This is a genomic window from Streptomyces sp. B8-7 (assembly GCF_058833805.1).
Genome location: NZ_JBYRRL010000002.1, coordinates 1,525,522 through 1,550,071, shown reverse-complemented (window position 1 = coordinate 1,550,071; position 24,550 = coordinate 1,525,522). Strand labels below are relative to the sequence as shown.

The 24,550-nt window shown below is 71.6% G+C and carries 21 protein-coding genes; 13 read left to right on the top strand and 8 right to left on the bottom strand.

What is annotated here, in order from left to right; translation table 11 throughout:
• Nucleotides 1-188: 188 nt before the first annotated feature.
• A complete protein-coding gene (locus AC5K6T_RS15265; RefSeq protein ID WP_493209248.1) occupies nucleotides 189-566 on the top strand; it encodes a hypothetical protein in 378 nt (125 codons plus the stop codon).
• A 258-nt stretch (nucleotides 567-824) separates the two neighbouring features.
• Here the strand turns inward: AC5K6T_RS15265 and AC5K6T_RS15260 are convergent, their stop codons facing one another.
• Nucleotides 825-1,838: a GlxA family transcriptional regulator gene (locus AC5K6T_RS15260; RefSeq protein ID WP_493209246.1), complete on the bottom strand. Its 1,014-nt coding sequence runs from the start codon at nucleotides 1,836-1,838 to the stop codon at nucleotides 825-827.
• Between the two features lie 151 nt (nucleotides 1,839-1,989).
• Here AC5K6T_RS15260 and AC5K6T_RS15255 point away from each other — a divergent pair, with 151 nt between their 5' ends.
• Nucleotides 1,990-2,799 (top strand): dienelactone hydrolase family protein, encoded by an 810-nt coding sequence (locus AC5K6T_RS15255; protein WP_493209244.1) that lies wholly within the window; start codon nucleotides 1,990-1,992, stop codon nucleotides 2,797-2,799.
• 302 nt (nucleotides 2,800-3,101) lie between these two features.
• Here AC5K6T_RS15255 and AC5K6T_RS15250 read toward each other — a convergent pair whose 3' ends face one another.
• The 3 genes from AC5K6T_RS15250 to AC5K6T_RS15240 form a co-directional block, all read right to left on the bottom strand.
• Nucleotides 3,102-4,463, bottom strand: a complete 1,362-nt coding sequence (locus tag AC5K6T_RS15250; protein WP_493209242.1) for a flavin monoamine oxidase family protein — start codon at nucleotides 4,461-4,463, stop codon at nucleotides 3,102-3,104.
• Nucleotides 4,464-4,677: 214 nt separating this feature from the next.
• A complete protein-coding gene (locus AC5K6T_RS15245) occupies nucleotides 4,678-4,920 on the bottom strand; it encodes a hypothetical protein (protein WP_493209241.1) in 243 nt (80 codons plus the stop codon).
• Between the two features lie 158 nt (nucleotides 4,921-5,078).
• On the bottom strand, nucleotides 5,079-6,218 hold the full coding sequence (locus AC5K6T_RS15240) for a PucR family transcriptional regulator (protein WP_493209239.1): 1,140 nt from the start codon (nucleotides 6,216-6,218) through the stop codon (nucleotides 5,079-5,081).
• Nucleotides 6,219-6,305: 87 nt separating this feature from the next.
• Here AC5K6T_RS15240 and AC5K6T_RS15235 point away from each other — a divergent pair, with 87 nt between their 5' ends.
• The 3 genes from AC5K6T_RS15235 to AC5K6T_RS15225 all read left to right on the top strand — a co-directional run bounded on the left by AC5K6T_RS15235 (nucleotide 6,306) and on the right by AC5K6T_RS15225 (nucleotide 9,587).
• Entirely contained in the window at nucleotides 6,306-7,361 is a 1,056-nt protein-coding gene (locus AC5K6T_RS15235; RefSeq protein ID WP_493209237.1) for a ferredoxin reductase, read from the top strand.
• An 8-nt stretch (nucleotides 7,362-7,369) separates the two neighbouring features.
• Nucleotides 7,370-8,488, top strand: coding sequence for a fatty acid desaturase family protein (locus tag AC5K6T_RS15230; protein WP_493209236.1), 1,119 nt, complete (start codon nucleotides 7,370-7,372; stop codon nucleotides 8,486-8,488).
• A 481-nt stretch (nucleotides 8,489-8,969) separates the two neighbouring features.
• On the top strand, nucleotides 8,970-9,587 hold the full coding sequence (locus tag AC5K6T_RS15225) for a DUF998 domain-containing protein (protein WP_493209234.1): 618 nt from the start codon (nucleotides 8,970-8,972) through the stop codon (nucleotides 9,585-9,587).
• 164 nt (nucleotides 9,588-9,751) lie between these two features.
• Here the strand turns inward: AC5K6T_RS15225 and AC5K6T_RS15220 are convergent, their stop codons facing one another.
• Complete coding sequence (locus tag AC5K6T_RS15220; protein WP_493209232.1) at nucleotides 9,752-9,889, bottom strand: hypothetical protein; 138 nt, start codon at nucleotides 9,887-9,889, stop codon at nucleotides 9,752-9,754.
• A gap of 254 nt (nucleotides 9,890-10,143) precedes the next feature.
• On the opposite strand from AC5K6T_RS15220, the gene AC5K6T_RS15215 reads away from it, so the two are divergent.
• From AC5K6T_RS15215 to AC5K6T_RS15195, 5 genes are all read left to right on the top strand, one after another.
• Nucleotides 10,144-13,584 (top strand): HEAT repeat domain-containing protein, encoded by a 3,441-nt coding sequence (locus AC5K6T_RS15215; RefSeq protein WP_493209231.1) that lies wholly within the window; start codon nucleotides 10,144-10,146, stop codon nucleotides 13,582-13,584.
• 457 nt (nucleotides 13,585-14,041) lie between these two features.
• Complete coding sequence (locus tag AC5K6T_RS15210; RefSeq protein WP_493209376.1) at nucleotides 14,042-14,515, top strand: GNAT family N-acetyltransferase; 474 nt, start codon at nucleotides 14,042-14,044, stop codon at nucleotides 14,513-14,515.
• A 477-nt stretch (nucleotides 14,516-14,992) separates the two neighbouring features.
• Nucleotides 14,993-15,910, top strand: coding sequence for a haloalkane dehalogenase (locus AC5K6T_RS15205; protein ID WP_493209230.1), 918 nt, complete (start codon nucleotides 14,993-14,995; stop codon nucleotides 15,908-15,910).
• A gap of 331 nt (nucleotides 15,911-16,241) precedes the next feature.
• Nucleotides 16,242-16,574 carry a hypothetical protein gene (locus tag AC5K6T_RS15200; RefSeq protein ID WP_493209228.1) on the top strand — a complete coding sequence of 111 codons (333 nt, stop codon included), beginning with the start codon at nucleotides 16,242-16,244 and terminating at the stop codon, nucleotides 16,572-16,574.
• 267 nt (nucleotides 16,575-16,841) lie between these two features.
• Entirely contained in the window at nucleotides 16,842-18,533 is a 1,692-nt protein-coding gene (locus AC5K6T_RS15195) for an acetolactate synthase large subunit (RefSeq protein WP_493209226.1), read from the top strand.
• Between the two features lie 97 nt (nucleotides 18,534-18,630).
• Here AC5K6T_RS15195 and AC5K6T_RS15190 read toward each other — a convergent pair whose 3' ends face one another.
• The 3 genes from AC5K6T_RS15190 to AC5K6T_RS15180 form a co-directional block, all read right to left on the bottom strand.
• Nucleotides 18,631-19,443 carry an amidohydrolase family protein gene (locus AC5K6T_RS15190; protein ID WP_493209225.1) on the bottom strand — a complete coding sequence of 271 codons (813 nt, stop codon included), beginning with the start codon at nucleotides 19,441-19,443 and terminating at the stop codon, nucleotides 18,631-18,633.
• A 284-nt stretch (nucleotides 19,444-19,727) separates the two neighbouring features.
• A complete protein-coding gene (locus AC5K6T_RS15185) occupies nucleotides 19,728-20,216 on the bottom strand; it encodes a hypothetical protein (protein ID WP_493209223.1) in 489 nt (162 codons plus the stop codon).
• A 142-nt stretch (nucleotides 20,217-20,358) separates the two neighbouring features.
• Entirely contained in the window at nucleotides 20,359-21,444 is a 1,086-nt protein-coding gene (locus AC5K6T_RS15180) for a DUF5937 family protein (protein WP_493209222.1), read from the bottom strand.
• 99 nt (nucleotides 21,445-21,543) lie between these two features.
• Here AC5K6T_RS15180 and AC5K6T_RS15175 point away from each other — a divergent pair, with 99 nt between their 5' ends.
• The 3 genes from AC5K6T_RS15175 (at nucleotide 21,544) to AC5K6T_RS15165 (ending at nucleotide 24,452) form a co-directional block, all read left to right on the top strand.
• The gene (locus AC5K6T_RS15175) at nucleotides 21,544-22,902 is read left to right on the top strand and encodes an MFS transporter (RefSeq protein ID WP_493209220.1); all 1,359 of its coding nucleotides are present in this window, start codon (nucleotides 21,544-21,546) and stop codon (nucleotides 22,900-22,902) included.
• Nucleotides 22,886-23,590, top strand: a complete 705-nt coding sequence (locus AC5K6T_RS15170) for a nitroreductase family protein (protein ID WP_493209218.1) — start codon at nucleotides 22,886-22,888, stop codon at nucleotides 23,588-23,590. The genes AC5K6T_RS15175 and AC5K6T_RS15170 overlap by 17 nt, the downstream gene beginning before the upstream one ends.
• Before the next feature lie 715 nt (nucleotides 23,591-24,305).
• The gene (locus tag AC5K6T_RS15165) at nucleotides 24,306-24,452 is read left to right on the top strand and encodes a hypothetical protein (RefSeq protein WP_493209217.1); all 147 of its coding nucleotides are present in this window, start codon (nucleotides 24,306-24,308) and stop codon (nucleotides 24,450-24,452) included.
• Nucleotides 24,453-24,550 lie beyond the last annotated feature (98 nt).

Below are 24,550 nucleotides of genomic sequence, written 5' to 3'. Positions count from 1 at the left end.
GCAGCAACCAGGCGGTGGGGGTGGTGGGTTGACGTTCAGTCACTGAAATATGACGTTTCATCAGGTTTGGACGCACCCGGGAGACTCTTGATCGTCTTCCCCAGGCTCTGCCAGCAGATGCACCCTGCCGCTGTCATCGCGATGCCGAGCCCGCCAGGACTCTGCCGACGGTATGAGAGGACTGGACCATGACCGAAGACGGATCCGGTGCGCAGCAGCGCGCAGGCGTCGAGCCGGCCAGAGTGAGCCGGACCGCCGCGGTGCAGCGCCTCCTCGAACTCGATGCCCGAGATGAGCTGACGCCCGCCCATGTCCGTCTGGTGGCACAAGCGTTGGGGCGTTCCGAGCGGACAGTGCGGCGGTGGTTGTCCGCCGCGCGGGCGGAAGACCGGTACGGACGCGTGCCAGCGGCGCGGTTCACGGTGACAGCGGACATGCGCACGCTCCTGGCCCGGTGGGGCGGCAACGCCTCCCGCGTCCACGCCGAGCTCGTCGAGCGGGCTCGCTTGGATCCTGCCAGCGGGCCGGTGCGGCAACCCTGTACCGGTGGATCCAGCAGGGACTGATGGAGGATCAGGTGACAGCGGGGGTCATACAGCCAGAGCTGCGGGCCATCGCGGCGTCGTCGTCTGCCGCACTGACCCGGCCCATCGAGCCGACCAGGCCGTGGCGGACGGGAGCGGCAACCAGCTTCCGTGACCGGAACTGCTCGGGTTCAAGCAGGCGTTGCGACCACCCCTGATCGGTGTGCACGAACGTGTCGGCGGCACAGTCGCGGATCCGCCCGGTGGCGGCCGGGGCACAACTTGCCGGAACCGCCCCCGTCAAGCGTCGTCCTTCGGGACGGGCCTCCGGTTCGTGCGGCGGAAGGCGGCTCGGTGGGCGCTCGGGCGGTGGCCGGTGTGGCGGGCGAAGAGGGCGGCGAAGGTGCCGGGGTCCCGGTAGCCGACGGCCGAGGCGACGGCGGCGACGGTGTGGTCGGTGGTCTCCAGGAGGTGGCGGGCGCGGCGCACCCGGGAGGCCTGCAGATGAGCCAGCGGGCTGCGTCCGGTCTCCTCGGCGAATCGGCGCAGCAGTGTGCGGGTGCTGACCGAGAAGGCGTCCGCCAGTGCGCCGAGGTCGTACGGCTCGACGAGGTTCTGGTCGAGTCTGCGCATGACCAGCTGGGAGAACTCGCCGCCGGGCTGGGGTAGAAGCCGGGGGTCGACGTACGGGGTCTGGGAAGTCCTCGCGTCGTCGACAAGCGCCACCCGCGCGGTGGTCCGGGCGACCCGGTCGCCGCTGTGCCGACGGACGAGGTCCAGCGCGAAGTCGTACATGGCGCTGAAGGCGGCCGTGGTCGTCACACCGGTGTCGGTGACGACCAGGTGCTCCGGCCGGACGTCGGCGCCCGGGCAGCGTCTGGCCAGTTCGTCGGCGTGCAGCCAGGACGTGGTGGCCCGGCGCCGGTCGAGGAGCCCGGCGTCGGCGAGCAGGAAGGCGCCGACGCAGAGGGAGACGACGGCGGTGCCGGCGGCGGCCTGTGCGCGGATCGCCTCGGTCTCGGGGGCAAGCCGGGCGAGGCGTGTGCACAGGTCCGTGCCCGGGCCCGGTTCGAATCCGGGAACGACGAGGACGTCGACCTCGCGCAGCGGACGCACGTCCAGGCTCGCGCCGCCGGAGGCGGTGACCCGGCGGCGGGGCGAGACGATCGACACCTGGTAGCCGGGCGTGTCCGGCCCGGCGACGTGTGCGGCCATCGTCAGCAGATCGGGGACCCCGTAGACCTCGGACGCGAAGCAGCCCGGGTAGGCGAGGACACCGACCCGCAGCGCATCCGGTCCTGGGTCCGGGCTCACGTGCTCCTGTGTACGCCTCATCGCCTCCGCCACCGTCCTCCCGTACGTCCGTCGCCGGCCCGTACCGCGCGTCGTCGTGTGGCGAGATTACCCCTGGTCTTGGCGATCCGGCCCCTCAGCGGGTCGGCGGGTGCCGGGCCATGCTTGCCCCATGACCGACGATCCGATCACCGACTTCACTTGCCGTGACGTGTCCGTGGAGGGGGTGGTGAAGCAGGTGTACGTGGCCGGGGCCGGGCCCGCGGTCGTGGTGCTCCCCGAGATGCCGGGCATCAGTCCGGACGTCCTGCGGCTCGCCCGCTGGGTGCGGGACGCGGGCTTCACCGTCCATGTGCCCTCCCTTTTCGGAAGGGACGGTGCCTTTCCCACGGTCGAGGGCGGCCGGGAGGTCGTCCGCCGCGCCTGTGTCAGCGCGGAGTTCCGCGCCTTCGCCGGGGGCGGCACCAGCCCGGTGACGGTGTGGCTGCGCGGCCTGGCACGCCAGGCCCACGCCGCGTGCGGCGGGCCCGGCGTGGGTGCGATCGGCCTGTGCTTCACCGGCAACTTCGCCCTCACCATGGCCCTGGAGCCGGCGGTGATCGCCCCGGTGGTCAACCATCCGTCGCTGCCGCTCGACGACCCCGGCGGGCTCGAACTCGCCCCGGAGGACGCGCGGGCGGTGCGTGACCGGCTCGCCCGCGACGGGCTCACCGTGCTCGCCTACCGCTTCGAGGGCGACCGCTGGTGCACGGGGCGGCGCTTCGCCGCCTACCGCGCGTTGCTCGGCGACGCCTTTGACGGGCGTGTCCTCCCTGACGGGGCCGCCAACCCGTCCCCGCCGCCGTTCTTCGCCGATCTGGTCGGCACACCGCACAGTGTCGTCACCGCCCACCTCGTCGACGAGGCCGGCCACCCCACGGTCCGGGCCCGCGACGAGATCCTCACCTTCCTCACCGGCCGCCTGCATCCGCCCGGGGAGTGACACGCCCGGCCTCAGCCACGGGGGGAGCGGTGGGCTCGCGTGCTCGACCGTCGCATGTCGTCGGTGCTGGCCATCGCGGCAGCGGCCTTCCGTGATGAGCCCGGACGCCTGTCCCCCGGAGGTACGGGCTCGGTACAGGTGAGATCGCGTGTTCAACCGTTGCCGGCGTGAGCTCACCGGGCGCGACGACTCCGACGGGGATGCCGGGCCGTCGGCGCGGTGTGGGCGGCGGGCCGGGCTCAAGCGCCCCTGTGCAGAAGGCGCGTACCGGGTTCGGCGGGCGGTGATCCCTCCGCTGCGGTTCAGAGGGCGTCCAGGACCTCCTGCGCGGCGCGCTCGCCGGAACGGACGGCACCCTCGAGTTTGCCGTTCCATGACGCGGAGGTCTCCGTCCCGGTCCAGTGGAGCCGCCCCGTCGGCGCCGCCAGCGCCGGGCCGTAGGCCGTCCAGACGCCGGGAGTGAGGTATCCGCCGTATGCTCCCCGGGTGTACGGGTCGTCGCCCCACGACCATTCGTGGTACGAGCTCGGCGCGCGGGCCGCCGGGCCGAAGTAGCGGGTCAGGTCGGCCAGGACGGCGGCCCGGCGTTCGGCCTGCGACGCCGGGGCCAGCCGACGGGCCTCGGCGCCCTCGATGAAGGCGGCCAGCACGCCCGGCGTGCCGCTCGGCGGGGAGTTGTCCGCCGTTGCCCGAACCGCGCCCTGGTCGCTGACCACCTTCCCCGACAAGCCGTCAGCCGCCCAGAAACGGTCCGGGTACACGCAGTGCGTCTTGATCACCCAGCCCATGGGCATGCGCTGGGTGAGGTGGTCCCTGGCCGCGGGAAGGGGCGGCTCGTAGCGGATCCGGGCCGTGAGAGCGGGAGCGGGGGACAGCACCGCGCGGGACGCCCGGATGGTCACCGTCCGGGTGGTCAGCAGCACTCCGGCGCCGTCCTCCAGGACGGCGGACACAGGCGCGTCGAGCAGCACCGGCTGCGGCAGTTGGGCGGCCATACGGGCGCTGAGCTGCTGCGCACCGCCGACGAAGCGGCGTTCGGGGCCCGGATCCCGGTCGGACACGAGCCGGGTGATCTCATGGGAGCCGGAACGGACGATCGCCAGCGCGGCCAGCAACGAGGTCCGGCCGGGGCCGCCGCCGAAGACGCCTTCCAGGCAGCGCGCCAGCCCTGCCCGCGCCGCCGGATCCTCCACCCGGGCGTCCAGCCAGTCCTGGAAGGTGATCCCGTCCCACTCCTCGGCGTCCGGTGCCGCCCAGGGGCGCCCCGCCGGCAACTGCCCGGCGAGCCGCGTCAGATCGGCGGCGGCCGTCCGCAGCGCAGCGGTGGATTCCTGCGCCCGTTCCCGGAACAGACCCGGCGCGGTGCCGCGACAGCCGTCGTGCCAGTGCACGGTCAGGCCTGCGTCCCAGCTCGGGAACAGCTTCACGCCCAGAGTGCGGGACAGCTCCACGACATGGTCCTGACCGGGGCTCACCCACTGGCCACCGTGATCGATGGCGACACCGTCACGCGTGGTGACGGTATAGGTACGTCCGCCCACCCGGCGCTGGGCCTCGACGACGAGCACCGACACCCCGGCCGCCGCCAGCGCGCGGGCCGTCCGCAGACCGGAGAGCCCGCCGCCCACCACCGCCACGTCGCAGGAGAACTCCTCACGTGACACAACCCCAGCATGGACCGGCCTCCTGTGGTGCACCAGTCGGGGCGACGGAGCCTGTCAAGGCCGGACCCACCGGGGGTTTAACCGCCCTTGACGCCGGTCCGCGGCCCGCCTGCTCTGTCTGGAGCGCCGCCCCCACCCGAAGGACGGGGACACGGCCTCAGCCTCCACAAGATCGTGACTCTGTTGCAGACCGCGCCGACCGGCACCCGGTCGTTCACCGGCGGCGCCTTTCCGCAACCGGCCCGGCGGCGGTGGTCACCGACCGCTCGCGGTGGTGGCCGTTGCGGGCCACCGGACGACGACCGGCCTCGTCCCGTTCGCCCGCCGAATCGGCTCCGCAGTGGTCGACTTCGGCATTCGGGGCTGCGGCGGGCATCCGAGACGCGTCCTCCTGGACGATGTCGTCCATCGGGGAGCCGCTCCGGGTGGTGCCGTCCTCGTTGACCATGCTCGGCACGGGCACGCCTTCCCGACCCGCGCTGCAACGCGCGCGGGCCTGCTCGATGGCCGGAAGTCGATCACTCGGGAAGGTACGCCCTCCGCGTTCCGCGAGGTACCCCTCCCGACGGTTCCCGGACCGCTCGCGGACGCGGTCGTGGACGGTCGACCTGCGCGTCAGTCGGCCCGAAGGCCCACTGCCAGGGTCAGTTCAAGGACCCGGTGTGGCGATGCGAGATCCGGAAACAGCTCCCGCAGCTGCGACATCCGGTACCGGACTGTCTGGGGATGGACGAACAACGCCGCCGCCACCTCGTCCCGCCTGCCCTGGTGCAGCAGCCACGCCCGCAACGTCTCCTCCAGCCGTTGTGCGGTCGCGGCAGGCAAGGTCTGCAACGGTGCGAGGGCACGGGCACGCAGGTCTGCGAAGGCGTCCACGTCGGCGCTCAGCACCAGCTCGGGCAGATGCTCCTCGGTGTCGCGGATCTCGGAGGAGAGGGAGCGCGCGCGTACGGCTCGTGCGTACGAGGCGGACGCACGAGTCCATGGCCGGGCCGGGCCGACCACGGCGGTGCGGTCGGTCAGCTGCCGCAGGAGATGTGATCGGTCGGCATCGGGGACGAGCAGCACTCCGGTGGCGTCCGGCAGATCGTCGAGGACGAGGGTGCTCGGGTCGAGCCCGCGGTAGGCGGGCCTGGCCTGGGCCGTCGGCAGCAGGACCGCGGTCAGCGAAACCGGAGGCTGCCACCCGGCCCGCTGAGCAGAGGCCAGCAGCACGTCCGGGTTCGCGCCGGCGAGGAGGTCGCGGGCCAGGTGTTCCAGGTGGCGCTCGTGGGCTCTGCCCCGTGCGGCCAGTTCGTCGGCGTGGCCCGCGGCGCTCGCGGCGGAGAGCTCGTCGATGTAGGCGAAGGTCAGCTCGGCGAACTTGGCGACCTCGGCGGCGGGCAGCCCTGCAGGTACGGCACCCGCTGCCAGGCATCTCCAGGCCACGCGGGCGCCGACGCGGTAGGCGCTGAGCAGGGCGTCCATCGAACGGCCGTCGCGCACCTCGCCGCGGCCCAGCTCGTAGGCCGCGTCACCGGCGTCGCCGCCTGTGGCGTTCCCGCTCGCGAGGTCCAGGTAGTGCCCCAGGGCGGTGCGGACGGCTCGGCGGATGGTACCGCCCATGCGGCCCGAAAGGGCGTTGGCGTAGGGGGGAACCTCGTCGATGATCGCCTGGACGACCTCGTCGGCGGTGGTCTTCAGCGCGGCCCGAAGCGCGGTGACCGTCGTCTCGTCCAGGGTCAGTTCGCTGGCCCTCCGGATTGCATGGCTCACGGTTTTGTTCCCTGCGAACAATTCAGCCGACCAGATTTGCGTCCTGTGGTCAGGACTTTACACCCTGAGGTGCAGCAAGCTGGAGTCATGACGAGTGCAGCCCTTCGCAGCAGGGCGTGGAAACTGCTGGAGATGGTCACGACGCCGCTGCTGCCGTCGGACTACCTCGACCTGGTCAGCCCGCTGCGTGCGGGCGCTGACCTGCGCGGACGTATCGAGGCCGTGCACCCCGAGACGGGTGACGCCGCGACGGTCGTGATCAGGCCGGGGCGGGGCTGGCGCGGCCACACCGCCGGTCAGTACGTGCGGATCGGGGTCGACGTCGACGGCGTGCGCCTGTGGCGTGCCTACTCCATCACCTCGCCGACGAACCGCCGGGACGGCCGCGTCACGATCACCGTCAAGGCGATCCCGGACGGCAGGGTCAGCAACCACCTGGTCCGCAGGGCGGCACCGGGCACGCTGATCCAGCTCGACCAGGCGGCCGGTGACTTCGTGCTGCCGCAGGCCAGGCCCGCCAAGGTGCTCTACCTGACGGCAGGCAGCGGCATCACGCCCGTGATGGGCATGCTGCGCGACGTCGAGTTCGACGACGTCGTCATGGTGCACTGCGCGCCGCAGCCGCACGACGTGATCTTCCGCGAAGAACTGCACGACCTGGTCGCGGACGAGAAGCTGCGGCTCACCGAGGTGCACACCGACACGGACGGCATGCTCGACATCGCCCGTCTCGACGAACTCGTGCCCGACTGGGCCGAGCGCGAGACGTGGGCCTGCGGGCCCGTGGGCCTGCTCGACGCCGCCGAGGAGCACTGGGCCGAGCACGGCGTCCCGGCGCGCTTGCACACCGAACGCTTCCGCCCCAGCGTCGTCGTCGCCGGCGACGGCGGCGAGGTCACGTTCAGCGCCACCGGCAGGACCGTCGACGCGGACGGTGCCACGCCGTTGCTGGACATCGGCGAGGAGGCCGGCGTGCTCATGCCGTCCGGGTGCCGCATGGGCATCTGCTTCGGCTGCACCACACCGCTCAAGGCGGGCGCCGTCCGCGACCTGCGCACCGGCGAGATCACCGAGGCGGAGCCGGGCGTCCTCATCCAGACCTGTGTGTCCGCCGCCGCGGGCCCCTGCGACATCGAACGGTAGGAAGCACATTGACCGCCATCGACCCCACCGCTCACCTCACAGCGGAGCAGATCGAGGAGCTCGGCCGCGAGCTGGACGCGATCCGCGACGAGGTGCTCGCCAGCCGTGGCGAGAAGGACGCCGCCTACATCCGTAGGGTGATCTCGGCGCAGCGCACGCTCGAGCTGTGCAGCAGGGGTGTGCTGCTGTTCTCGATCTTCCCGCCCGCGTGGCTGCTCGGCACCGCCGGGCTGTCCGTGGCGAAGATCATGGACAACATGGAGATCGGCCACAACGTCCTGCACGGCCAGTGGGACTGGATGCGGGACCCGAAGATCCACTCCACGACCTGGGAGTGGGACCACGTCTCGCCGTCCGATCAGTGGAAGCACTCGCACAACGAGCTGCACCACCGGTACACCAACGTGATCGGCAAGGACAACGACCTCGGCTACGGCATCATGCGCGTCGACGAGGACCAGAAGTGGCACCCGTTCCACCTCGGCCAGCCGCTGTGGAACTTCATCAACGCCTGCTTCTTCGAGTACGGCATCGCAGCGTACGACCTGGAGCTCGGCAAGAACCTGCACAAGCGCCGCCGCAAGGACCCGGAGTTCCGCGCGCGGGCCAGGGCCGTGGGCCGCAAGATCCGCAAGCAGGTCCTCAAGGACTACGTGGTCCATCCGCTGCTGTCGGGTCCGTCGTTCCTCACCACGCTCGCCGCCACGTTCACCGCGAACCTGATCCGCAACATCTGGTCCCACTCGGTGATCATGTGCGGGCACTTCCCCGAGGGCGTACAGGTCTTCGAGCGCCGGTCGATCAAGGGCGAGACGCGCGGCCAGTGGTACCTGCGCCAGATGATGGGCTCGGCGAACATCAGCGGAAGCAGGGCCATGCACTTCATGACCGGCAACCTGTCGCACCAGATCGAGCACCACCTGTTCCCGGACCTGCCGAGCAACCGGTACGCCGAGGTCGCGGTGAAGGTGCGCGCGCTGTTCGAGAAGTACGAGCTGGAGTACGTCACCGGGCCACTGCCCAAGCAGGTGTTCTCCGCATGGCGCAAGGTCTTCCGGCTCTCGCTGCCGAACAAGAGGCCCAAGGCCAAGACTCCGGACCACGAGCAGGAACTCGTCGCGGCCTGACCTGCCGGTGTTGGTTCGGAACCCTCGGCCGTCCCGCGGCACCGCCGGGTTCGGTGAGATCCGTATCGGACGGTGGGCGGACCGGCGGACACGCACGGAGGCGAGGGCGCGACGCCGATCTGGCGGAAGGCGCTCTCGTCCGGTGGCGGAGCGGGCGGTAGCCGCGCCCGCCACCGGGCCGCGCAGGTGCGGATGAGCCGCATCCGCGTCAGGTCACCTGTCGGGGCGCGGAGTCCACGGGTGCGGAGACGATCCGGCAGCGCGGCATCCGCAGGGCGGCGCGGCGGGGCGTTGACGGCAGGTGGAGCGGGCGATCCGCAGCATGCGCAGGGACTCCGGCATCGGCCGGGACGCCCCGCTCATCCGGCCGGACCATCCGGCAGTGGCTGATCACCGCCGTCCGACCCCGCTCGCGTGACGGCCACGCCCCTGCAGGCGCGGCGCCGCCGCGCGGAGTGCCGGAGCGTCCTATGGTGAACCGGTGCGACCTGTGCCCAGGTGGGCCTTGCTTTCCTCGGTGTGCGCGCCCGTCCTGCTGATCGCGGGCTGGACGATCGCGGCGCTCCTCGAAGGGCCCGCCTACGACCCTGCCGCCCAGACGATCAGCGTCCTGGCAGCCTATGGGGCACCCGGATTCTGGGTGATGACCGCAGCGCTGCTGGCCCTGGGCATCTGCCACTTGCTGACCGCCTGGGGGCTCAGTGCGGCCGCGCTCGCCGGACGTGTGGCGCTGGGCGGCGGCGGAGTGTCGGCCTTGGTGGTGGCTCTGCTGCCGGCACCGAGCAGCGGGGGCTCCCTGCGTCATGGTTCGGTCGCCGTCGTCGGCTTCGCTCTCCTGGCGCTCTGGCCTGTTCTGGCCGCTGATCGCAGCACAGCGGCCCCTTGGGGGCTGCGGCCCGTGCCCTCCCTCGCGGCGACCGCCGTGATGGGCGCCGGAGCGGCCTGGTTCGTGATCGAGATGCATCGCCAAGGTGTCGCCGGCATCGCTGAACGCCTGGTGACATCCCTTCAGTCGCTGTGGCCCTTCGTGGTCGTGGTCTCCTGCCTCTGCCGCCCTGACTCGATGTGCAGCGAAGACACCCCGGACGCAGAGCGCTGACAGGCTGCGGCCGTCACACCGTCCCCCTACCCGGACGAGGCCGCTACCGGGAAGGGAGTTGACGTCCACTCATCTCCGGGCCCTCACTCCGGCGCCAGGCCGAACGCCCGGATCAGGTGGGAGCCCGTACAGCACGTCTCAGGACGCAGCCGGTGGCTCCGGGCTCAGTCCGAGACGTTCACCTGTGACTCACCGTCGTCGCGCCGCGCGCGTCGGACGGCCGCGGCCGCGCCCATCGCCGCGGACCCCAGCGTGAGCGCGGCGCTGACGAGCTGAATGAAGGCCAGCCAGGTGTCTGTCATGTGTCCCCTCCAGTTGGTGATGAGGTGCCGGCTCCCGGCCCGGAAGCCTTCGTAGCAATGCTGTCGCCGCCGCGGCCCCGGCGAGCATGGTGCGTAGGGTTTGTGAAGGCCGCTCCGCGCGCAGTGATGTCGAAGAAGGCTCTGACAGGGGGTCATGCCGACTGCGGCGCCGGGTAGGGCGCGAACGGTGTGCGAACGTGGGGAGGTGGGGGGTGCCGGGCTTTCGCAAGGACAGATGGCCTGCCACGGGGGCGGTGCGCGCGCTGCTGGAGTATCTGGACGAGCTGCACCGTGAGTCCGGGCAGCCCTCGTACGCGGAGATCGGCCGGGCGGTCGGGCTGGCTCCCAGCACGCTGTCGCCGTTCTTCACCGGGACGCGTCTGGTCTCACGGGGCAATCTGGAGCTGCTCGCCGAGTTCCTGGGCGGGGACTCCGCCCGAGCCGAGCGGCTGCGGAAGAGGGCGGCGACCGAGTGGAACACGCGTCCGCGTCCCGCTGTGGGGGCTCCGGGCCTCGCATCCGGCCGAAGGGCGGACCTCCGGGAACTGACCGGGGTGATCGAGCGGGAGGCGATGCGGACCGGGCTTCCGCGGTACCTTCCCCCGGGCTCCGATCCGCTCCGGCTCCACCAGGCCATCCGCGTCAGCATCGGGCTTCGGGAGCACACGTGGCCAGGACAGGTGTCCGGCCAGGCGCACGATGGCGTCGCCGCGCCGGCGGTGAGCTGGACGGAGCTGCTGGCGAGCCACCGAAGGGTGATGCTGCTGGGGGATGCGGGGCTGGGCAAGTCCTGGCTGGTGCGCACGGAGACCGTGCGCCTCGCCCGGGCCGCCGGTCGGGCTGTGGCAGCCGGAAGTCCTACCGACGAGGTGCTGGTCCCTGTGGTGGTGCGCGCCGACGAGGCGGTCAGCGCCGGGGCCGCCGACTTCGAAGAGGCGCTGCTGGTCTGCCTGGCATCGCGATACCACCTGTCGGACGCGGCCCGCGAGGCGCTGTCCGCCCAACTGGCGGCGGGCAGTGCCGTGGTGATGATCGACGCTCTCGACGAGTTGCCGGACCGCGCCTCCCGGGCCCGCCTGGAGCAGCTGCTGGCCCCATGGGCCGACAGCACGGCGAACATCCTCGTGGTGACGAGCCGGACCGCAGGCTACACCGGGCCGCCGATGCACACGCGGGGAGTCGCCGAGGCCGAGTTGCAGCCCTTCACGGCCCAGGACGTGGACGCGCTGGTAGGAGCGTGGGGGCTGCCCGCCGCAGCGGAGACCGCGCTGCGTGAACGCCTTGAGCGTGACCCGGTGCTCGCCTCGCTGGCCCGCGTCCCGCTGATGCTGTGTCTGCTGTGCGCGCTCGCCGACGACGGTCAGGAACTGCCTCACCAGCGCAGTGCGATCCACGACCGTGTGCTGCGGCGCTTCCTCAGTTCCGAGAACCGCTGGCCGAGCGTCCCCACCGCCGAGCCGGTCGAGGTCGACAGGTACATCGGGGTACTGGCGCCGCTCGCGTACCGGTTCGCCTCATCCCCCGAGGGCTGGGTGGACAGTATGTCCGCACGCCGTATCATCGGCGAGCTGCGCTCCCTGGGGCCCGCTCTGGAGGAGCTGGGGCTGGACGCGGTGAGCGCGCTGCGGGAACTGTCCATCACCGCCGGAATCCTGGTGCCCGCGGGGAGTCAACGCGAGGGACGGGACCCGCCCTACCTCTTCGCGCACCGTACGATCGCCGAGCATCTGGTGGCCATCCACCTGTCCCAGTGGCCCGAGGCGGATCTGGAATCCCAGATCTTCCACGACCTGTGGCTGGCGGACGAGTGGCGGCCAACCGTGATCACGACGGGTGCTCTGCTCGCCCGCCAGGGAAGAGCGGACGTGACACGCCGCTTTGTCACCGCGCTGCTGGAACAGCGGGACGACCCCTTCCACTTGGGCCTGTTCACCGCGGCCCGCATTCTGACCGAGCTGCCCGACCCGTCGATCGTGCCCGCCGCGGAGCGCGCGGCCATCTGTGACCGGCTTCTGGTGCTCCTCACTCAGCGCGTCGACCAGGAACCCACCCTCGAGTTTCTTGAGACCTATCTTGCCAGCCTGCCCGAGGAGTTCATCAAGGCGGTGCTGGATCTGCTGCAGAGCGGGGAGGAGTCGGTCAGGGCGAGCGCCGCCGTGTGCCTGCTGGCCGTTCGGTCACCGGAGGTGACAGCGGCGCTGGCCGGGCTCCTGCGGCAGCCCGGGCTGATCGGCTCGTCGTGGACGCGTGTCGCGGATTCCCTGCTGCGCAACGGGCGGTCCGAAGCCGTCGACGGGCTGCTGGACCTGCTGGACGATCCCATCACCGGGGGACTCCTCGGACTCGGGGAGGTACTCGCCTCCACGTCGGACGAGCGCGTCACCGGCCGTGCTCTCGCGCGCCTCAGCGCTGCTTCGCCGGCTGTCCGGGTCAACGCGGCGGCAGCCCTTGAGTCCCGGCACGACGATCCCGAGGTCGTCACGCATGCCGTGCGGCTGGCTGCGGAGGACGACGAACTGGCCGTCCGTCTGAGTGCGCTGGAGATCCTCACCCGGAGTAGCGACCCCCGTGCCACAGCGGCACTCCGATCGCTGAGTCTGGACCCGCTGACCGTCGTGGCAGACCATGCCGCGAAGGCGATCGCGGCGGAATCACCGGGCCACTCCGGGCCCGGCGCGGACGCCGCCGACGCGGTCCCGCCTGCCGTCGTTCTGCCCGAAACGCCGGCAGAACTGGTCGCGCTGCTGGACGACGAGAACAGACGCTTCGCCGCCGCGCTCCAACTGCGCGGCACAGGAGGCGCGGACACGGCCCGCGCGCTTGCCCAGGCGTTGTCGAGCCCCGACCCGGCCACCGTGCTCGCAGCCGTCATCGCTCTCGGGGGCAACGACACCGATGACGCACTCGTGGCGCTCATGGGACAGATCACGCATGAGCGGCTGGAGGTTCGCCAGGCCGCGCTCGACGGGCTGGCGGACCTCAGCGGAAGGGTCCGCGGGCACCAAGCCGTCCGACTGGCCGACGGATTGGCCTCCTGCCTAGAAGACCCCGACCCGTTCGTCGCCTCCGGGGGAGTGAGGGCCCTGCCGGAAACCGCGCATCCACGCATCATCGACACACTGATCAGATGTGCGTGCGACGAGCGGAGCCAGGTTGCGATCGTCGCCGGGAAGAAACTCGCGAAGATCTCGCACGAGAGCGTCGTCACTCGGATCGCGCAGCACCTTGAGGCCGGACACCCTGATGCCGGGGAGCAACTCTACTGGGCAGCCGAGATGTCTGCCAGAAAGGCATGGCCACGCCTCCCCGAAGCGAGCAGGCGGGAAATCAAGAGAGCACTGGGCGCATTCACCCGGTCCTTGCGGGACCTGCCCGCATCCGTACTCCCAAGAGGAGCGTTCGATCAGGCGCCCGCCGATCCCCCGGACCCGCAGGGCGGCGCAAGGAATCCGAAGTTCGACACGGCGGAGCCCGTCACCCTGCTGATACGTGGTCGGAATCTGAACGGCCAGGAGGTCTACTCCTACATACGACTCCCCTTGTACCGAGTGCGCAATGTACGGGAAGCCCTCAAGTCCGGCGCCGCGTTCGTACCGGGCCATTACGGAGAAGTACTGGCCGCGGGCAGAGGTCACCCCTCGCCCGAGGTGGTGGAGGAAATCGGGCGCAATCAGTACATGATCTACTACGCGTGAAGCCACGACGAGGCTTTCGGGCGTGCGGAGTGCACCCGGCACGCAGGGCGGGCCGCTCTTGCGGTGGAACTCGTGGTGTCCGGTGGCCGTGACGGTTCTTGGCCGTTGCGGTACGACGGCGTCAAGCTGCCGGTCGGGCGGATGTTCCACGTCGGCCGCACGGTGCAGGGCGTGTGGAGGCTGCTGCGCCGGCACGGCTGGTCGCATGGCCGGAACGAACTTCGGCGACCAGGAGAAGGCCGCTTTCGAGACGGCCCAGGCTGTCAGCCCCGGGGCCTGAGCACGGCGGACGCCCTCACGCATGCTCCGGGCCGTCGCGGCGCATACGATGGGCGGAGGCGTACGGGCCCAGATCGGCTTCACGACTCGGGCAGCCCGCGCGGGGTCGTTCGCCTGCCGCGGCCCGCTCGCTCCCGTTCCTTCCGCAAGGGCCGTTAGGGTCGGGCCCATGGCTTCCATGGATGTCTCCCTGCGTCCCGTGCACCCCAGCGATCTGCCCGTGTTCTACCGGCACACGAACGATCCCGAGTCGAACCGGATGGCCGCGTTCACCGCTGAGGACCCGGCGGACCGGGCTCACTTCGACGCGCACTGGAAGCGCATCCTCGCCTCGCCCGACGTCGTCGCGCGCACCGTGCTCGCGGACGGCGATGTCGTCGGGCACGTGGCCGTGTACGGTGACCCGGGCGAGCGGGAGGTCACGTACTTCATCGATCGCCACCACTGGGGGCGGGGCATCGCGACCGCGGCGCTGCGCGGGCTGCTCGCCGAGGTCCCTGAACGCCCGCTGCTGGCCCGGGTGGCGGCGGACAACACCGGATCGGTGCGGGTCCTGGAGAAGTGCGGATTCAAGGTCGTCGGCGAGGACCGCGGCTTCGCGAACGCGCGGGGAGCGGAGATCGACGAACTGGTGCTGCGGCTGGACGGCTGATTCTCCCGGCGCCGGTCGTCGTGGCCGGGCGCTGCGCGGACCGCTCCGACGTCCGGGCGCGGTGACGCTGGTGCCGAACGCCGAACGCCGAACGCCGAACGCCGCAGTCCGCACGCCGGTCCGGACCGCGCCGGCCACCGGGATCGACAGCACCTCGCTCAGGGCCCTCCTGCGGAGTGCCGACCGCCTCACCTCCACCGCCGTGATGCCCAGGTCGGTGATGCCGGGGGAACAGCAGTACCTTCAAGGCGGTCATGGAGTCTGCCACGGCCCGTGACGGCCACGGGGCCACGGGGTCACACAGCATCCGGGCTGCTTTCGGGCAACTTGCAGGCCCGCACCGGCAAGACCGGCAGCGACCGAGCGCGACGACCCACACGTCCTGCGACAGAGCCGCCCTTCACACGTCGCCGACAGCTCTGAGATCTGTCCGACCGGTCGGTCCGCTTCTCGAAGGGGCGCGGATAGAGTTGCGTCATGCGCATCCTGCGGACACCTGACGAGCGATTCAGCGACCTGCCGGACTACCCCTTCACCCCCTTCTACACCGAAGTGGCGGCCGGCGACGGCAGCGATGACACGCTGCGGGTCCACTACGTGGACGAAGGGGCCGGCGCCTCCGGCGAGACCGTACTGCTGCTCCACGGCGAGCCGTCGTGGTCGTACCTGTACCGGCACATGATCCCGGTCCTCGCCGGGGCGGGCCACCGGTGCATCGCGCCCGACCTGGTCGGCTTCGGCAGGTCGGACAAGCCGACGCCACGCTCGGAGTACACCTACCAGCGTCATGTGGACTGGGTGCGCGAGACCGTGTTCGACCGTCTCGACCTGCGTGGAGTCACGCTGGTGTGTCAGGACTGGGGCGGGCTCATCGGGCTGCGCCTGGCGGCGGAGCACCCCGACCGCTTCCGCCGTCTGGTCGTGGCCAACACCTTCCTGCCGACCGGGGACCGCGATCCGGGAGAGGCGTTCCTCGCGTGGCGTGACTTCAGCCAGAACACCCCGCGATTCGATGTGGGGAGGGTCGTGGACGGCGGGTGCCGGACCGATCTGCCTCCTGAGGTCGTCGCCGCCTACAACGCCCCGTTTCCCGACGAGACGTTCAAGGAAGGAGTGCGCCAGTTCCCCGTGCTGGTGCCGGTGTCCCCCGATGATCCGGCGTCGGCGTCCAACCGCCGCGCGTGGCAGTCCCTTCAGAAGTTCGACCGCCCCGTCCTGTGCGCTTTCAGTGACCACGACCCGATCACCCGCGGTGCTGATCAGGTCTTCCTCAAGCTCGTCCCGGGCTGTCAGGGCCAGCAGCACGCGACGGTCGAGGGGGGCGGGCACTTCCTCCAGGAAGACCGGGGAGCCGAGCTCGCGGACATCGTGAACCGCTTCATCGCCGGCACCTGACCGTTCGAGCGCGTCTCGGCGGGCGGCCGGCACCCGCGTGCGCACGGGAGGCTTTCCGTGCCGGTCCGCCCCTCGGCGGAGGCCGATGTGGCCGCCCGCGTCCGAGTCCTCGCCGGTGTCGACGCCGCTGCACGTTGCAGGGGCTCTCGATCCGCGGGGGCATCGCGGTGCGGGCCGCGGCCCGGCTGGGTCAGCGGAGTGACCGCGGCCACCCGCACGCCGTGGCGGAGTGCGTCGACCCGCCTGCAACGCACCGGTCGTGCATCATGTCCCCCGCGCACCACGAATCCTCGTGCACCGGACGGCGCGGTCAGGGAGGGACACGGTGGACATGCTTGCGGCAGCCGGCGGCATCGGCGGGACCACAGCCGACGTACTGATGTACGTCTGGTTCGCCCTGGTCGTCCTGTCCGCCGTGTACGTCGCGTTCGACGCCTACACCAAGAACCCCGAACTCACCGTGATGAAGTGGGGCTGGGTCCTGGTGACCCTCTACATCGGCCCGGTCGGCGCGGCGCTCTACGTGCTCTCGTGCAAGGAACCCCGGCCCGGTGACCACGAGTCGTTCACGGCGCCCCTGTGGAAGCAGGCCTTCGGCTCCACCACCGTGGTCTTCCTCGCGGCCGGGGTGCTCCTGGCCGGAATCTTCGGCGGCCTCGGCTGACCACGACGGCGCCTGCTCGTCGTGTCCGGACGTACGGCTCCGTTGTCCGCGGCGCCGCGACGGTGCCGCCGGTGCAGGTGCACGAAGCGCCCGCGTCCTCCGCCCGGTCAGCGCGCATGCCCCGGCGGCGGCCCGTCCGGCTCCCGCTCGTCCTTCCCGGGGTCACGGTCGCTTCGCAGCCCCCGGCGGCGCGAGCGACGAGCCCGGTCCCGCCCGGTCGGCGGTCGATGAGTGGCCGGGGGCGGTGGGTCTGCCTACGTTCGTCCCATGGGCAGCGAAGGCGCGAGCGAGTCGCGGGACACGGCAGCGGTCGAGGACGTCGCGCACCTGCTGGTGCGCTGTCTGCAGGCCGAGGGTGTGGAGTACGTGTTCGGGATTCCGGGCGAGGAGAACTTCCGGTTCGTCGACGCGCTGAACGACTCCGGGATCCGGTACATCCTCGTCCGTCACGAGCAGGCCGCCTCGTTCATGGCGGAGATCTACGGGCGGCTGACCGGCCGCGCCGGGGTGTGCTCGGCGACGCTGGGACCCGGTGCGATCAATCTGCTGCTCGGCACCGCGGACGCCATGACCAACAGCTCCCCGATGGTGGCCCTGGCCGCACAGGGGTCGCTGCGCCGCATTCACAAGGAGTCGCACCAGGTCATCGACCTGGTGTCGATGTTCGCTCCGGTCACCCGGTGGTCGGCCCGCATCGAGTGTCCCGACGCGGTGCCGGAGATGACCCGCAAGGCGTTCAAGACCGCGCAGAGCGAGCGGCCCGGAGCGGTGTTCCTGGCCGTGCCGGAGGACATCGAGGCGGAGCGTGTCGCCGAGCCGTCGGCGCCCCTGCAGATCGACACGGTGCACACCGACGCCCCGTCGCCCTCCCAGATCTCACGTGCCGCGGAGGTGATCGCCGCTGCCCGGCGCCCGGTGGTGCTGGCAGGTCACGGTGCTGCCAGAGCCAAGGCGTCAGCCTCGCTCGTGCGGTTCGCCGAGCGGCTGAACATCCCGGTCGCGACCACGTTCCACGGCAAGGGGGTCTTCCCCGACGACCACCCGGGCTCTCTCGGCGCGGTCGGATTCATGCGGCACGACTACAGCAACTTCGGCTTCGACACGGCCGACGTGCTGATCTGCGTGGGCTACGAGATTCAGGAGTTCGACCCGGTCAAGATCAACCCGAACGGCGACAAGCGGATCGTGCACGTGCACCGGTTCCCCGCCGAGGTGGACGCCCACTACCCGGTCGCGGTGGGCGTCGAGGGCGACCCCGCACAGGCGCTGGACGCCCTCGCAGCGGCACTGCCCGCCGGGCTCACCCACGACCTCGCAGGCGACGAGAAGATCCGGACGCTGCTCGACGAGGAACTCCGGTACGGGCGCGGCAACGAGGCGTTCCCCTTGGTGCCGCAGCGTGTCGTCGCCGATGTGCGCACCGCGCTGGACCGCCACGACATCGTCCTCGCGGACACCGGCGCCGGGAAGATGTGGATGTCCCGCCTCTACCCCGCCTACGAGCCGGACACCTGCCTGGTCTCCAACGGCTTGTCGACCATGGGGTTCGCCCTTCCGGGCGCGATCGCCGCGAAGCTGGCCCGGCCGGACCGGCGGGTACTGGCGATGACCGGCGACGGCGCGTTCCTGATGAACTCCCAGGAGCTGGAGACCGCGGTTCGCGAACACATCCCGCTGGTCGTCCTGGTCCTGGTCGACGAGGAATACGGCCTGATCACCTGGAAGATGGAACTCGAGATCGGCCGCCACAGCCACACCCGCTTCACCAACCCCGACCTGGTCGCCTACGCCGAGAGCTTCGGCGCCCGGGGCTACGCGGTCGAGGCGGCCGACCAGCTCCTGCCGGTGCTGCGTCACGCCTTCGACGAGGACGCCGTCTCCGTGATCGCCTGTCCCGTCGACTACGCGGAGAACCTGCGTCTGACCGACCGGCTCGGCAGTCTCCACGGCCCGTTCTGACCTGTCGCGTGGAACCCGGCACAGTGCGGGGAGGCCTTCGGCCGCCTGGAGCCTCCACTCTGCCCCATGCCTGAGGGCGGCAGGCGCGGTCCCGGTCCTACAGGGCGAAGACGCGGCGGGCGTTGCCGGACAGGAACAGCTCGCGCGCCTCCTCGTCGAGCTGCAGCCCGTCCAGGTGTTCCAGGGCCTGGGCAGGGGTGATCATCGGGTAGTTCGTGCCGAAGAGAACCTTGCGGCGGCCCCGGCCGGCCAGGTAGTTCACGAGTTCGGCAGGGTAGCGGCGAGCGGTGTACGCGCTGGTGTCGATGTAGACGTTCTCGTGCTTGTCCGCGACCGCGATCATCTCCGTGGTCCACGGATAGCCGATGTGCCCGCAGACGACGGTCAGCTCCGGGAAGTCCAGTGCCACCTGGTCGATGTAGGGGATCGGCCGCCCGGTCTCCGACGGCTTGAGCGGGCCGGTGTGGCCGACCTGGGTGCAGAAGGGGATGCCGAGTTCGACGCATTCCGCGTACAGGGGGTAGTACAGCCGGTCGGTGGGCGGCAGTTCCCACAGCCACGGCACCACCCGCAGGGCCACGAACCCCAGTTCCCGTACCGCCCGCCGCAGTTCCCGCACCGCCGCCATGGGCCTGGCCAGGTCGGCGCCGGCCACCCCGCGCAGCCGGCCGCCCGCCTCAGCGACGAACCCGGCCACCTCGTCGTTGCTGATCAGCGCACCCTGCGGCCCGTACCAGGCGGCCGACAGGCCGATCTCCACGTCCGCTGCCCTCAGCGCGGCCAGCGTCGCTTCCACCGGCAGCGCCTCGTCCGGGAGCCCACGCCCGGTCCATCTCCGCAGGGACGCGAACACCTCGTGCCGGGAGTGGCGCAACGTCGGATGCTGCATCCATACGTCGATCACCGGCATGGCTCTGGCCCCTTCTCCCGGCGGCTGGGGCGAACTGCCCCCTCAGCGTCTGAGCGATCGCTTACCTGGACTCTAGTGAACTCGCTGCCGCGATGTCGACGGCAGGGGGCCGGTTCGACGGGACATCCGTCGGCCAGGCTGATGCGGTACCGGATCTGGCGGAGGCCGCCGGACCCCTTCGCGGGCGGCCGCTCGCGCACGGCAGCCCGGGAGGAGCTGCGGGCTCGGCCCGTGCGGGAGGTTCCTGCCGGCCGGCGCACGCCCGGTACCGTGCCGAGCCCACGTCAGATGACGGCGGCGATCTGGCGTACCGGGTGCCCCAGCGTCTCCGCGATCCTGGCCGACTCGTCTTCGGTCAGCAGACTCCGGTCGGGTCGCCAGACCGCGATGGCGAAGCGTGAGAACCCGCACGGCCCGTCGAACTCCAGCTCGTCCAACGACGTCTCGGCTCGGCAGCACGGAACGACGGCGGACAGGGTGGTCAGGCCCTCCGGAGCGCTGTGCGTCACGGTGAGGTCCGCCCACCACCCGTGATCGATCGACGCCCCGCAACGCCGGCAGCCGATCCGTGTCAGGTTCGCTCCGGCGTCGATGACGCGCACCAAGTCGTACCAGCTGACTTCGACTTCGGTGGCGAACCCCTCGGGGGTGGTGGGCAGCAGTGCGGCAGCCACCTCGGCCGCACGCTCACCCGCGTCGAGACCGGGCTGCCACCAGGGGTCGGCCGGGACGATGTACAGCACGTGCAGACCGGTGTCGTAGGGGTTGCTCATCACTCCATGATGTCGCGGGTGTTTCGACGTGCATCGCCGGGCTCTGGGTCAGGCGCCCGCTCCGGTCCTGCTCGGCGGCCCCGTCGGGGCGGGCGGGATCGCGGAGGGGGCGGTCGCCCGTGTTCCGGCGGGCCGGGGCCGCTCAGCGCAGTACGGCCGCCAGCAGGTCGGCCCCCAGCGCTGTCAGGTCGGGCAGATTGACGGTGTAGCGGACGTAGCGCCCCTGCCGTCGGGCTGTGAGCAGGCCCGCGCGGCGCAGCACGGCGAGGTGGCGGGAGACCTCCGGGGGTGAGAGTTCCCAGGCGTGGGCCAGCTCACCGGTGGTGTGCGGGCCGCGGGCCAGGGTCCGCAGCAGGCGCAGCCGTACCGGGTGCGCGAGTGCCTCCAGCCGCAGCGTGACGGTTTCCAGCGACACCGGCTCCGACGGGCTCGCCTCGGCCACGGGGTACTGCACCACCGGCTGCCACCCGGGGGCATGGACCACCACCAGGTGCGGGCGGCCGAAGACGCTGGGGAGGAAGGTGATCCCGCTGCCGTGGGCGGTGGCCGCGTTGTCCTGGAGCTTGTCCACGACGATGCAGTCGCCGTCGGGTGCCAGGGTGACGGCGCCGGAGACCGATGCGAGTGCCGCCCCGAGGCCCTGGCGCTCCAGCAGGTCGTTCTTCAGGCGCACGTCGGTGGCGAGCTGCACGGCCGCGCCTTTCCAGGCGGCGTCGAAGAACGCCTCGGCGCACTGCTCCAGGGTGTCCCGCACCCGCGCCCGCACGGCGGCCGGGTCCGCGAGCAGCCGTTCCGCGAAGGCCTCCTGGAGCGCGCCGCGGGCCTGGGCGAGGTCCAGGGCCCGGTCCCGCGCCGTCGCGTCGGCGAGCGGCGACGGCGCGGCGAAGTGGACCCGGTTGCTGCCGCAGGTGGTGATGAGTGCGGCGGTCACATAGGTCTCATCGTCGATCCGGTCCACATCGTCCAGCTCCTCGGCGAGGGTCGGCCGGGGGCGGGCGGGGACCAGGAAGTCGGCTCGGGAGGAACGCCAGAGGAACTCCGCCTCGCGGAGCCGTTCGGCCAGCTCGGGCCGAAGGCCGGCCCAGACGTCCCCGGCCCAGCCGGCGAGCTGCGGGTGGTGCCCGGGTTCGGCCAGCACGTGCAGCATCGCGGTCAGCTCGGCCAGCGGGGAGGCGGCGAACCGCAGTCGCCCGGACGGCAGGCCGCCGATGTCGATCCTCAGGGTCATCCCCTCATCATCGCTGGTCGTGCGGGCGGCGGCCGCGTCGATTGACGGTGTTCGTCAACCGGCGCGGCCGGCCGGGCGGCCGCACGCACTCTTGACGCCATGGCAACCACCACCAAGATCCGGCCACGCGCCCTGGTCCGTGCCTCCGGAGGCCCCCGCTATGCCGTCGCCCTGGCCGTGGACGCGCTCGGCACCGGCCTGCTGCGGCCGTTCCTGCTGCTCTACGGGGTGGCGGTGCTGAGGCTGTCGGCGCCGGCCACCGGCATCGCCATGACGGGCGGCGTCGTCGTGGGCCTGGCGTTCCTGCCCGCCGTCGGCCGGTGGCTGGACCGGGGCGCACGCAGCACGGTCGTGGCAGCGTCGATGCTGGTACGGGTCGTGGGCGTGGTGCTGCTGCTGGCCGCCCCGGCGGGGCACGTATGGCTGTTCGCGGCGGCGGCTCTCTTCCTCGGCATCGGCAACCAGGCGTGGCCGGCCGCCCATGCAGCCCTCGTGGCCACGGCCGCCCACGGCCGAGAACGCGACGCCGCTCTCGCGGGAGGCCGCGCCCTGCGCAACGCCGGCCTGGGCGTGGGCGCCCTCCTCGCCACCGCGTGCCTGGCGGGTGGCACCGCGGCGTTGCAGGCGCTGGCAGCCGTCACGGGGGTCGCCTATCTCGCCGCGGCGGTCCTGGCATGGTCGGTCCACCTGCATGCGCGTCCTGCCGCTGCTCCGGCCGAGGACGGGGCGGGCGGGCCCGCGCCTCGGATGCGCGTGCTGCTGGCCGCCAACGTGGTCTACGTCTTCTGCCTCAACGTCCCCGAGATCGCTCTGCCCCTGGTCCTGGTGACCCAGTTGCACGCGTCCCCGGTGTGGTCGGCTGCCGTCTTCGTGGCGAACACGGTGCTGGTGGTCACCCTGCAGGTGCCGGTCACCGTCCTGACGTCCCGCTTCTCCCGGCGTGCCGTGCTCGCTCTGGCCGGCGTGGTGCTCGCCGCTTCCTACCTCGGCTTCCTGGCGGCCACGTCGCTGGGACACCGCTGGAGTGCCGCGGCCGTCGCCGCGGTGTCCGTGGTGTGCACCGTCGGCGAGATCGTCTACGCCGGCAGTGCCACCGCGCTCGTCACCGCCCTCGCCCCGGCCCCGGTCCTGGGACGCGCTCTCGCCCGCTTCCAGCTCTCCACGGGGTACGGCCTCGCCGTCTCCCCGGCGGCCATCACCGCCCTCGCCTCCCGCGGCGGGGCTGCGCTCTGGGGCAGCCTCGCCGCTGCGACACTCCTCTCCGCCTCCGCCGTCGCCGCCGGCACGGACCGGAGAACCGGGCCCGGCGGTCGCTCCCGTCCGGCGTGGGCGGGCCTGCGAGCGCGAGACCCCCGGCTGCGCGCTGCGCCACGGTGCCGGAATGCTCAGCCTTCCCTTCCCGCCCTTGGAACCCGGGGCCTCGGGCACCAGACTCTCCCTCATGACAGCCACCACTGAAGAACGCTGGGAGCCCACCCACGGCGCCCCCTACCACCCGGTCCCCTACCGCCCGGAGCGCATGGAGGCCGCGGAGTCCGTGACCCGCTCGGCAGAGCTGCGCGACCGGATGCGACAGCGGCGCACGGTGCGCCGGTTCTCCTGCGACCCCGTGCCCGAGCAGGTGGTGCGGGACGCCATCGCCTGCGCCGCCACGGCACCGTCCGGTGCCCACCAGCAGCCCTGGACCTTCGTGATGGTCCGGGATCCGGAGGTCCGCAGGCGCATCCGCGAGGAGGCCGAGCGCGAGGAGCAGATCTCCTACGACGGCAGGCTCGGCGAGGAGTGGCTCGCCGCCCTGCGCCCGCTGGGCACGGACGCGGTGAAGACGCACCTCACGGACGCCCCGGCGCTGATCGTGGTCTTCCAGCAGCGCTACTGGCTGGGCGAGGACGGTGCCAGACGGAAGCACTACTACGTGGACGAGTCCGTGGGCATCTCGGTCGGCATGCTGCTGTCCGCGCTGCACCTGTCGGGCCTGGCCGCGCTGGTCCACACGCCGAGCCCGATGCGCTTCCTCTCCGAGGTGCTGGGACGGCCCGAGAACGAGAAGGCCTTCGCGGTGATCCCGGTCGGCTATCCGGCGGAGGACTGCCAGGTGCCGGACCTGAGGCGGAAGGCGCTCGACCAGGTGATGGTGGAGGTCTGAGAGGCCGTCCGCCCGCGTTCCGGGCGTGAGCCGGTGTGATCGGACAGGGGCCCCGCCCGGGTGAGCGTGGCGGCATCGGCGCGCGACGGCAGGACCTCCTGGCAGCCCGGCGCTGCGAGCCGGCCCGGTCTTGCGGAGGTCCTGCCTGACGCGGTCCTGCGCGCGGACGTCCCTCGCGTCCGGCTCCCGCGTGACGATCGCCTTCGGAAGGCGGATGACTTCTGAGCATGTGACAGAAGTCACATGCCCTGGTCGTGGCGTCCTCACGGCCGAAGCGACGGAGCGGGCCAGGGCGGCACCGCCTTCATTCGCGACCCGGGCGGACGCGAAGCGGCCCGGTGCGCCTTCGATTTGACACGACGTCGGCGCCCGGCCCCGGCCGTCGCCCCACGGACCGGTCCGAGAAGCGTCGCGACGGACCTCGGCTGCCGTGCCGCCCGCCCCGCACGACGAAGTGCGACCGGGAAGGGGCTGCTTCATCAATTCGGAGCCGCTCGCACCCTGTTCCCGGACACATTCCTGCTGAACTGAACTCCGGGCCGTAACGCGCCGCTGCTGTCGAGCCCGCGCAGGGCGCGGTTGAAGCCGCCTGGTGCGTTGCGCTGCCATCGCTTGCGGAGAACACTGAGTTACGTGAGGGCGCCACCGCCGTTACGTCGTTCCGGTGCGAGACGCCGGGTCTTTCAGAAGGGAGTTGAAAGAATTGGGCGCCAACATGACGATGACCACCCGCTGTACGGTCTCCCTGGGCCGGGAGCACGTGCGGATGGCCATCATCGTCGTCGTCCTCGTGCTGTGGATTCCGTTCGCGCAGGTCCACGGAGGCACGACACCGATAGACGCACTCGTCGCGCGCATCTGAGGAAGGGGTGAACCCCAGACGGGGCAGCCACCGGGGCCGGTGACTGCCCCGTCTGCTTGTCAGGCTAGCGCAGGATCGACGAAGTCTGAAGACGCTTC

Bases quoted from the DNA above. Each gene is read 5' to 3' on its own strand.
- AC5K6T_RS15180 (WP_493209222.1), bottom strand. From the start codon at position 21,444: ATGACCCTGAGGATCGACATCGGCGGCCTGCCGTCCGGGCGACTGCGG.
- AC5K6T_RS15210 (WP_493209376.1), top strand. From the start codon at position 14,042: ATGGATGTCTCCCTGCGTCCCGTGCACCCCAGCGATCTGCCCGTGTTC.
- AC5K6T_RS15235 (WP_493209237.1), top strand. From the start codon at position 6,306: ATGACGAGTGCAGCCCTTCGCAGCAGGGCGTGGAAACTGCTGGAGATG.
- AC5K6T_RS15255 (WP_493209244.1), top strand. From the start codon at position 1,990: ATGACCGACGATCCGATCACCGACTTCACTTGCCGTGACGTGTCCGTG.
- AC5K6T_RS15200 (WP_493209228.1), top strand. From the start codon at position 16,242: ATGCTTGCGGCAGCCGGCGGCATCGGCGGGACCACAGCCGACGTACTG.
- AC5K6T_RS15205 (WP_493209230.1), top strand. From the start codon at position 14,993: ATGCGCATCCTGCGGACACCTGACGAGCGATTCAGCGACCTGCCGGAC.
- AC5K6T_RS15170 (WP_493209218.1), top strand. From the start codon at position 22,886: ATGACAGCCACCACTGAAGAACGCTGGGAGCCCACCCACGGCGCCCCC.
- AC5K6T_RS15190 (WP_493209225.1), bottom strand. From the start codon at position 19,443: ATGCCGGTGATCGACGTATGGATGCAGCATCCGACGTTGCGCCACTCC.
- AC5K6T_RS15195 (WP_493209226.1), top strand. From the start codon at position 16,842: ATGGGCAGCGAAGGCGCGAGCGAGTCGCGGGACACGGCAGCGGTCGAG.
- AC5K6T_RS15265 (WP_493209248.1), top strand. From the start codon at position 189: ATGACCGAAGACGGATCCGGTGCGCAGCAGCGCGCAGGCGTCGAGCCG.
- AC5K6T_RS15185 (WP_493209223.1), bottom strand. From the start codon at position 20,216: ATGAGCAACCCCTACGACACCGGTCTGCACGTGCTGTACATCGTCCCG.
- AC5K6T_RS15165 (WP_493209217.1), top strand. From the start codon at position 24,306: ATGACGATGACCACCCGCTGTACGGTCTCCCTGGGCCGGGAGCACGTG.
- AC5K6T_RS15175 (WP_493209220.1), top strand. From the start codon at position 21,544: ATGGCAACCACCACCAAGATCCGGCCACGCGCCCTGGTCCGTGCCTCC.
- AC5K6T_RS15220 (WP_493209232.1), bottom strand. From the start codon at position 9,889: ATGACAGACACCTGGCTGGCCTTCATTCAGCTCGTCAGCGCCGCGCTC.